Raw genomic sequence first — 8,873 nt, forward strand, 5'->3', positions numbered from 1 at the left:
AACAGACCTTTAGGGGGGCTGACTCGTTTTCAGTTGGGGGTATCCATGAACGTACGCGACTTTTCCCGCATCCTGCTGGCCAGCGGTGTGGCACTTGGGGCGCTTGCCTCGCCCGCGCTGGCGCAAAGCGCGCCGGACATTACCTCGGCCAACGCGCCATCGGGTGAATCCGGCAGCACCGCGATCATCGTTACCGGCTCGCGGATCAAGCAGGACCCGACCAAGAGCGCGCTGCCGCTGACCGTGATCAGCAATGCCGAAATCCAGCAGAACGGCATTTCCAGCCCTGAACAGCTGATCATGTATCTGTCCTCCAACGGCACGGGCGCGGATAACCTGGCTGCCAATGCCGATGTCACCACCGGCGCACAGCGCGGCACCAACGGCCTGTCCGCCGCCAACCTGCGCGGGCAGGGTTCGGCAGCAACGCTGGTCCTGCTCAACGGCCGCCGCGTTGCCGCGCACGGCCTGTCGGGCAGCGCAGTGGACGTGAACCAGATCCCGTTCGCCGCGATTGACCGGGTTGAAGTGCTGAAGGACGGCGCTTCGGCGATCTACGGCACCGACGCGATCGGCGGCGTGATCAACTACATCACCAAAAAGGATTACACCGGCCTTGGCGTCAGCGGCTTTGCCGACCTGACCGAAGCGGGCGGCGGGAACATCTATAACGTGTCGGGCATCGCCGGGTATGGCGACCTGAAGGAGCAGGGCTTCAACATCATGGCGGCGGTTTCGTACCGCTGGAACCGGATGCTGCGGGGCAGCCAGCGCGATTTCGTGAATGGCAATCAGCCGCAGCGCGGCCTCTCGGTCGATACGCGCGGCACGCCGCTGGCGACCGCGTTCAACACCGGGGCCAACGCGTTCCAGCAGCCGGGCGGCACCCTGCTTCAGGGGCTGACACTGACCGCGCCGAACGGGGCCAACGCGGCGGCGGGCGGGATCAACCCGCTGAACCTGCCGGGCGGAGCGGGCTGCGAGAGCATGGATGGCGGCATGGCCTATGACTATGCCCTGTGGAATTCGCCCACCGCCTATTACGCCTGCGCCTGGGACACGGGCCGCGCGGCGGTGATCCAGCAGCCGATTGAAACGCTGACCTATTTCGCGCGCGGCGTGGTCGCGCTGGGGGCGAGCGAGCTGTCGGTCGAACTGACCGGGTCCGACGCCCATTCGGCCAAGAGCTTCTCCAACGCGCAGCTTTCCGCCAACACCACCAACCTGCCGATCGGGATGCCGCTGAACAGCCTGACCCAGTCGACCTATGATTCGGTGTTCAATGCCATTCGCGGCACGTTTGCGGGCAATCCCACGCAAGTCGCCGCGCTCGATGCGCGCTATGGCCGCCCGATCGGGTTCCGCTGGCGCTGCGCGCCGTGCGGCCCGCGTGAATACGTGACCGATACCAAGACCTTCCGCGTCGCCGCCGGGATCGACGGTCCGCTGCCGCTGAACGGCTGGGATTACCGCGTCGGCGCCAGCTATGCCCGCAGCGAAAGCTCGTCGGTGCTGGGCGGCGGCTATTACTATCGCGGCACGCTGGCCAACGGCACGTCCGACACCAACGCACCGACCGCGCCGGGTGCGACCGCGCCGGGTCTGGTAGGCGTGATCAACAGCGGCCTGATCAACCCGTTCTCGCTGACCCAGACCGATGCAGGCCTCGCCGCGCTGGAAGCCGTGTCGGCGCGCGGCGCGACGCTGTATGGCGGGCGCTATCAGCTCAAGCAGGTCGACGCCTCGTTCTCCGGCCCGCTGTTTGCCCTGCCGGGCGGCGATGTGCAGGTGGCGGTTGGCGTGGATTATCGCCGCGAAACCTATGAGTTCAACGGCTCACCCGCCGCCGCCGCAACCGCGCCGGTGATCTTCCTGGCGGCGTTCGACAACGTCAACGCACTGACCCCGAAGAACCGCGACGTGAAGGCCGGTTACGCCGAAATCAACATTCCGGTGTTCGATATGCTGGAAGTGACCGGCGCGGTCCGGATCGACGATTATTCGGGCTTTGGCAGCACCACCAATCCGAAGGTGTCGGCCAAGTTCCAGCCGGCCGAATGGCTGATGTTCCGCGGCTCCTACAGCACCGGTTTCCGCGTGCCGAGCTTCAACCAGATCTTCAACGGCATCACCGAAAGCCCCTATTCGGGCAGCGATCTGGCCGATCCGGTGGCGTGCCCCGGCGGCTTGCCCAACGTCACCAACCCGGCCTGCGCGTTCATCCGCCCGAACATCTGGACCGGCGGGACGATCGATCTGGGGCCTGAAACCGCCAAGATGGCCAGCCTTGGCGTCGTGCTGCGTCCCGCCCCGCGCTGGACGGCCTCGGTCGACTGGTGGAGCATCCGGGCCGACAACACGATCCAGTTGCTCACCCTGCGTCAGCTGATCGACAACGCCGCGCTGTTCCCGGACCGGTTCATCCGCGACGGCGGCGGCACGATCACCACGATTGACCAGCGCTGGATCAACGCCGGTGCGCGCAAGACGCAGGGCCTTGAAATCTCGATCCGGGGCGGGTTCGATATGCCGGGGGGGAGCCAGCTGAACCTGGGCGCCGATGGCACCATGCTGCTGGAAAAGAAGGAAAAGCTGACCCCGACTGCGGCGTGGAGCGCCAGTCAGATCGGCGTGTTCACGTTCGCAGGTGACCTGGGGCTGCGCTGGAAGCACAACGCCTGGCTGACCTGGTCGAACGACAACCTGTCGGCCACCTTCAGCCAGATCTTCCGCAAGGGGTACAAGAACCAGGCGCTGCCGGGTATCGCCGCAGGCACGATCACTCGCCCGGACTACAACCCGATGGTGAAGGATTATGCGATCTACAACCTGACCGTCAGCTATCAGGGCCTGATCGAAGGGCTGAAGCTGACGGCGGGCGTGAAGAACGTGTTCAACACCGATACGCCGTTCGCGATCACCTATGATGGCAACACCGGCGCGGGCAGTTCGTGGGAACCGCGCGTGGCCGATCCGCGCGGGCGTTCGTTCCTTTTGCAGGCGGAAATGAAGTTCTGACGAACCGCTCCGGCAAGGGGCCGCGAATCAGCTGAAACCGGCAAGGGCGCGCAGCGATTGCGCGCCCTTGTTGCATCTGATTCCTCTAAAGCACTGTTTATAAAAATTAATTCAGTGTTAACGCTAGATTTACCGGGCGCTGGCAGTGTTGCAGACTAACAGCGACAGGCAGTCTGGTGGCCATGATGGCATTTGCAGGTGAACCAAAGTTCCAGACAACCGGCGGACGCCGGACTGACCGTGCGCCGTTTGAGGCATCGGTGGTGTTTCGGGCTGGCACGCGCAAGGCAACGGTCAAGGTGCGGGATATTTCCACGCATGGGGCGCGGGTGTCCGGCGTCTATCTGGTGCACGAAGGCGACCGGTTCTTCCTGACGCTGCCCGGCCTTGAATCGATCGAGGCGCGGGTCGCCTGGGTGACCGAGTTCGAGTTTGGCTGCGAATTCATGAAGCCGCTCAACCCGGTTATTCTTGAAAACCTGATGCGGCGACACTGATTGCCCGCACGGGTATTCCCGTCCGGCCCAGCGGCTCGCTCCGGGGGGCAGGCGAGCGGTGCCTGGAAGGGCCGGACGAGAATCGCCGGAGGCCTGAAGCAGCCTTAGCTTAGTGGACGGTAGGCTGAATCCGGCCGCCAGCGCACCAGCAGGTTGTCGAGCACGATCGGGCTGAGCAGCCGGTCGAACGCACAGCCGACCAGGCTGTTGTCCCACCAGATCACTTCACCCTGCTGCGATTCCAGTCCGGGCAGGGTCAGCCAGCAAACCGTGCCGGGGGCGATGCGGTTGACCGCCGCGCCGCAGAACCCGCTGAGCGACAGATCGTGGATCACCGTCTGAAACCCCCGCGCACCGGATATGCGCAGCGCGGCGGGGATCGAAATGCGGGTCCGCGGCGCGCAGCGATCTTCCTGCGCCGCCGTGAAATAGGGATCGCGTGTCTGGATCAGATAATCGCTCATGTGCCGTGCAACCCTTGCTGCTTCCTTGCCACTGCCTTTCCGGACAGCCTTTGCAAAGTATCCCGCAGTCTGGTTGCATCGGGATTATGAAGGCTGGTTAACCCGTTCGCGGTGCGGGCTGGCAAACTGTTCACCAAGCAAGGTTACCATCCGCTGCGCGACCACGGTCGGCAGCTTGACCGTCTGCGGATCTTCGCCCGGATAGGCCTTGGCCCGCATCGCGGTGCGGGTCGCGCCGGGGTCGATGATTGCCACGCGCACCTTGCTGGTGTTGCGCACTTCCTGGGCATAGCAATCGACCAGCACTTCGGACGCGGCCTTGCTGGCGGCATAGGCCCCCCAGAACGCGCGCGGCACGGTGGCGACGCTGGTGGTTAGGTAGAGGAAGCGCGGATCGGCGGCCTTGCGCAGCAGCGGATCGAACTGCGCGATCAGCGCCTGGGTGGCCAGCACGTTGATGGTCAGCGCCTTGGACAGGCCGGGCTGGTCGATCCCGGTCACCGGGGTCAGCTGCGGCAGCACGGCGGCACCGTGGACCAGAATGTCGAGCGCGGGCCAGCGGCTGGCCACGGCCTGCGCCAGCCGGGCAACACCGTCAGCCTCGGACAGATCAACCGGGGCGATGGTGGCATGGCCACCGGATGCGAAAATCCGTTCCTCGACCGCCTCGAGCGCGCGGGTGTTGCGGGCCGTCAGCACGACGTGTGCCCCGGCTGCGGCCAGCGCCTCGGCCATGGCCGCACCGATCCCGCCGCTCGCCCCGGTGACGAGCGCGACCTGACCGGACAGGTCCGTCATGCGAGCTGGCCGACCGGCAGGATAAGCTGTTCCGCGCCCGCCTCACGCGCGGTCAGATCGGTCAGGCTGGTGGGGTAATCGCCAGAGAAGCAGGCATCGCAGTGCTGCGGGCAGCCGCTGTTGCGCTGCTGTTCCCCGACCGCCCGATAGAGGCCGTCAATCGACACGAACCCCAGGCTGTCGGCATGGATGAACTTGGTCATCTCGGCGATATTCATCCGCGCGGCCAGCAGCTTGGACCGTTCGGGGGTGTCGACGCCGTAATAGCAGCTGTGGATCGTGGGTGGGCTGGCCACGCGCATATGCACTTCGGCAGCACCGGCATCGCGCATCATCTGGACGATCTTCAGCGAGGTGGTCCCGCGCACGATCGAATCGTCGATCAGCACGATCCGCTTGCCTGCCACCAGCGCGCGGTTGGCGTTATGCTTGCGCTTTACATCGGCATTGCGCGCGCCGTCCGATGGCTGGATGAACGTGCGCCCGACATAGTGCGAGCGGATGATGCCAAGGCCGAACGGAATGCCGCTTTGCTGGGCATAGCCAATCGCGGCAGGCACACCGCTGTCGGGCACCGGCACCACCAGATCGGCTTCGACCGGCGATTCAATCGCCAGTTCGGCCCCGATCTGACGGCGCACTTCATACACCGAATGGCCGTTCATCACCGAATCCGGGCGGCTGAAATAGACGTGTTCGAAAATGCACGGGCGCGCCGCTGTAGTACCGAACGGGCGGTGGCTGGTGATCCGGCCATCGGTGCGCACTTCGACGATTTCGCCGGGTTCGACTTCGCGGATGAAGTCTGCGCCGACGACGTCGAGCGCGACGGTTTCACTGGCAAAGACGATCGCATCGCCGATCCGGCCCATCACCAGCGGACGGATGCCCAGCGGATCGCGGCAGGCGATCAGGCGCTTGGGCGTCATGCAGATCAGCGAATAGGCCCCTTCGATCATGCGCAGCGCATCGACGAAACGGTCCAGCAGCTTGTGGAAGCGGCTGGTGGCGATCAGGTGGATGATGACTTCGGTGTCCGACGTCGACTGGAAGATCGAGCCCTTGGACACCAGTTCATGCTTCAGCGTCATCGCATTGGAAATGTTGCCATTGTGCGCGATGGAAAAGCCACCTGCCGCCAGATCGGCGAACAGCGGCTGGATATTGCGCAGCCCCGATCCGCCGGTGGTGGAATAGCGCACGTGGCCCGATGCGACCGGTCCGGGCAATTGTTCGAAGATGCCGTTGTCGGAAAATACCTGCGCAACGTGGCCAATCCCGCGGTGCGAATAGAACTCGCGCCCGTCCAGGCTGACGATCCCGCAGGCTTCCTGGCCGCGGTGCTGCAACGCGTGCAGGCCCAGCGCCGTCATCGCTGCGGCATCGCGCGCGCCAATCACGCCGAAAATGCCGCATTCCTCTCGCAGTTTGTCGCCATCTGCGTCAAAAAAGGGGTGTGTCACATTCATGTTGAATCGCCCGGCCAGTGCTGGCGCCGCTTTGGCCCCATGCGCGGGGGAAAGCAAGTACAGGGCATTGCCCTGCGCGGGCTATCCCCCTAAATCCACGGACCTGCCCACGCGCCGGGCCAACCTGACGGGACCGAAGCTTGATCCTCTCTCCATTCGAATGGACCATTGCCAAGCGTTACATGCTGCCCGGCCGGGGTGAGGCATTCATTGCGCTGGTCGCTGGCATCAGCCTGGTCGCGGTCGCGCTGGGCGTGGCGGCGCTGGTCATCGTGATGAGCGTGATGAACGGCTTTCGCGCCGAACTGTTCGACAAGATTGTCGGCCTGAACGGCCATGCGATCGTTCAGGCCTATGGCGGGCGGTTGGACAACTGGCGCGAAGTGCTGGCCGACGTCCAGGCCACGCCCGAAGTCACCCGCGCCTCTCCGCTGATCGAACAGCCCCTGCTGGGCAGCTTCAACGGGCGGGTCGAGGCGGTGTTTGCGCGCGGCAACACGCAAGAGGATATCAAGCGGCTGGGGCCGAAAGTCATTGCGGGATCGCTGTCCGCGCTCCAGCCCGATGCGGGCAATGTCGCAGTGGGATCGCAGCTGGCGCAGAACCTGGGGCTGCGGGTGGGCGATGCGATCACGATCATCAACCCGCAGGGCCGCGCGACGCCGTTCGGCACGGTCCCGCGCGAAATCGCCTATCAGGTCAGCGCGATTTTCGAGATCGGGGTCTATGATTTCGACGAGCGCTTCGTGGTCATGCCGATGCGCGATGCGCAGACGCTGCTGCTGGCGGGCGACAGCGTCGGCATGATCGAAGTGCAGGTGACCGATCCGGACCGCGTGTCCGAAATCCTCGCCCCGGTCGCGCAGAAGCTGGCGGGCCGCGCGGTGGTGACGGACTGGAAGACGATCAACGCCAGCCTGTTCGAAGCGCTGGCGGTGGAGCGGGTGGCGATGTTCGTCGTCCTGTCGATCATCGTGCTGGTCGCGGTGTTCAACATCCTGTCTTCGCTGATCATGCTGGTCCGCGCCAAGACCCGCGACATCGCGATCCTGCGCACGATGGGCGCATCGCGGCGCAGCCTGCTGAAGATTTTCGTGACCGCGGGCTTCCTGATCGGGGCGCTGGGGACGTTTACCGGGCTGGGGCTGGGCTTCACGTTCCTCTATTTCCGCCAGTCGGTGGTGCGGGCGGTGGAATTCCTGACCGGGCAGAACCTGTGGGATCCGTCGATCCGGTTCCTGACCGAACTGCCCAGCCGGTCCGACCCGGTCGAAATCGCCACCATCAGCGTCATGGCGCTGCTGTTCAGCTTTCTCGCCACGCTCTACCCGGCGTTCAAGGCGGCAAGCACCGATCCTGTGCAGGTGCTGCGTTATGAGTAATCCCGTTGTCCAGCTGACCAACCTGACCCGCAGCTTTGAACAGGGCGGGGTGCGGATCGATGTGCTGCGCGGGGTGAACCTGGCGGTGCAGCCCGGAGAGATCGTGGCGCTGCTGGGGCCGTCGGGTTCGGGCAAGTCCACGCTGCTGCAAGCCGTGGGGCTGCTGGAAGGCGGCTTTGGCGGGCGGATCGAGATTGCGGGCAACGATGCGACCGCACTGAACGGCGATGACCGCACCGCGCTGCGGCGGGACCGGGTGGGGTTCGTCTATCAGTTCCACCACTTGCTGCCCGATTTCAACGCGCTGGAAAACGTCATCCTGCCGCAGCTGGTGGCGGGCAAGTCCGTGGCCGATGCGCAGATCCGCGCGCGCGAATTGCTGACCGCGCTGGGACTGGGGGAGCGGCTGGAACACCGTCCCAGCCAGCTTTCGGGCGGTGAACAACAGCGCGTGGCCGTGGCCCGCGCGCTGGCCAACAAGCCCGCGCTGGTGCTGGCGGATGAGCCGACCGGCAACCTGGATGAAGCCACGGCTGACAAGGTGCTGGGCCAGTTCCTCGAACTGGTGCGCGGTGAAGGCAGCGCGGCGCTGGTCGCGACACACAATGAACGCCTGGCCCGGTCAATGGACCGCGTGGTCAGGCTGCAAGAGGGAGTGCTGGTATGAAGACCATTGCTGATTTCAAGGCCAAGCTGCCCGGCGGCGAGGAACTGGACCTGTCCGGCAAAGTCGGCAAAGTCCTGCTGATCGTCAACACCGCCAGCAAGTGCGGCTTTACCGGCCAGTACGAAGGGCTCGAAGCGCTGTACCGCAAGTACGCGGACAAGGGCTTTGAAGTGATCGCATTCCCCTGCAACCAGTTCGGCGCGCAGGAACCCGGCAATGCCGAGGAAATCGCCAACTTCTGCAGCCTGAAATACGACGTCACGTTCCCGCTGATGGCCAAGATCGACGTCAACGGTGACAGTGCCGATCCGCTGTACGACTGGCTGAAGGCCGAAGCGCCAGGACTGATGGGCACCAGGTCGGTCAAGTGGAACTTCACCAAGTTCCTGATCGACCGCGACGGCAAGGTGGTGCGACGCTATGCCCCCAGCGACAAGCCGGAAGCGCTGGAACGGGACATCGAGGCGTTGCTGTAACGCAGGGCGATTTTTGGGGCAGGGTAGCCCCCCCATTCCCCCGTTCGTGTCGAGCGAAGTCGAGACACGCTGACGCAGCGCACGCGTGTCTCGACTTCGCTC

At 64.8% G+C, this 8,873-nt stretch carries 8 protein-coding genes; 5 read left to right on the forward strand and 3 right to left on the reverse strand.

All coding sequences use genetic code 11. From position 1 onward, the window contains the following. Window positions 1–45: 45 nt before the first annotated feature. Window positions 46–3,018 (forward strand): TonB-dependent receptor domain-containing protein, encoded by a 2,973-nt coding sequence (locus Q8Q53_RS13345; RefSeq protein WP_305702269.1) that lies wholly within the window; start codon window positions 46–48, stop codon window positions 3,016–3,018. Window positions 3,019–3,200: 182 nt separating this feature from the next. After that, window positions 3,201–3,515: a PilZ domain-containing protein gene (locus Q8Q53_RS13350; protein ID WP_305702270.1), complete on the forward strand. Its 315-nt coding sequence runs from the start codon at window positions 3,201–3,203 to the stop codon at window positions 3,513–3,515. 104 nt (window positions 3,516–3,619) lie between these two features. Here the strand turns inward: Q8Q53_RS13350 and Q8Q53_RS13355 are convergent, their stop codons facing one another. From Q8Q53_RS13355 to purF, 3 genes are all read right to left on the reverse strand, one after another. Continuing rightward, a complete protein-coding gene (locus tag Q8Q53_RS13355) occupies window positions 3,620–3,979 on the reverse strand; it encodes a PilZ domain-containing protein (RefSeq protein WP_305702271.1) in 360 nt (119 codons plus the stop codon). Between the two features lie 84 nt (window positions 3,980–4,063). Then, window positions 4,064–4,777 carry an SDR family NAD(P)-dependent oxidoreductase gene (locus Q8Q53_RS13360; protein WP_305702272.1) on the reverse strand — a complete coding sequence of 238 codons (714 nt, stop codon included), beginning with the start codon at window positions 4,775–4,777 and terminating at the stop codon, window positions 4,064–4,066. Further along, window positions 4,774–6,246 carry an amidophosphoribosyltransferase gene (purF, locus tag Q8Q53_RS13365; RefSeq protein WP_305702273.1) on the reverse strand — a complete coding sequence of 491 codons (1,473 nt, stop codon included), beginning with the start codon at window positions 6,244–6,246 and terminating at the stop codon, window positions 4,774–4,776. The genes Q8Q53_RS13360 and purF overlap by 4 nt, the downstream gene beginning before the upstream one ends. Window positions 6,247–6,386: 140 nt before the next feature. Here purF and Q8Q53_RS13370 point away from each other — a divergent pair, with 140 nt between their 5' ends. Genes Q8Q53_RS13370 through Q8Q53_RS13380 form a run of 3 tightly spaced genes read left to right on the forward strand, consistent with a single transcriptional unit; the run spans window position 6,387 to window position 8,771 of the window. Then, window positions 6,387–7,628, forward strand: a complete 1,242-nt coding sequence (locus tag Q8Q53_RS13370; RefSeq protein ID WP_305702274.1) for a lipoprotein-releasing ABC transporter permease subunit — start codon at window positions 6,387–6,389, stop codon at window positions 7,626–7,628. Continuing rightward, window positions 7,621–8,295 (forward strand): ABC transporter ATP-binding protein, encoded by a 675-nt coding sequence (locus Q8Q53_RS13375; RefSeq protein ID WP_305702275.1) that lies wholly within the window; start codon window positions 7,621–7,623, stop codon window positions 8,293–8,295. Before Q8Q53_RS13370 ends, Q8Q53_RS13375 begins: the two co-directional genes overlap by 8 nt. Next, window positions 8,292–8,771, forward strand: a complete 480-nt coding sequence (locus tag Q8Q53_RS13380) for a glutathione peroxidase (RefSeq protein WP_305702276.1) — start codon at window positions 8,292–8,294, stop codon at window positions 8,769–8,771. The genes Q8Q53_RS13375 and Q8Q53_RS13380 overlap by 4 nt, the downstream gene beginning before the upstream one ends. Window positions 8,772–8,873: the final 102 nt, after the last annotated feature.

The sequence above is a fragment of the Novosphingobium sp. genome (assembly GCF_030699305.1).
Lineage (GTDB): Bacteria > Pseudomonadota > Alphaproteobacteria > Sphingomonadales > Sphingomonadaceae > Novosphingobium.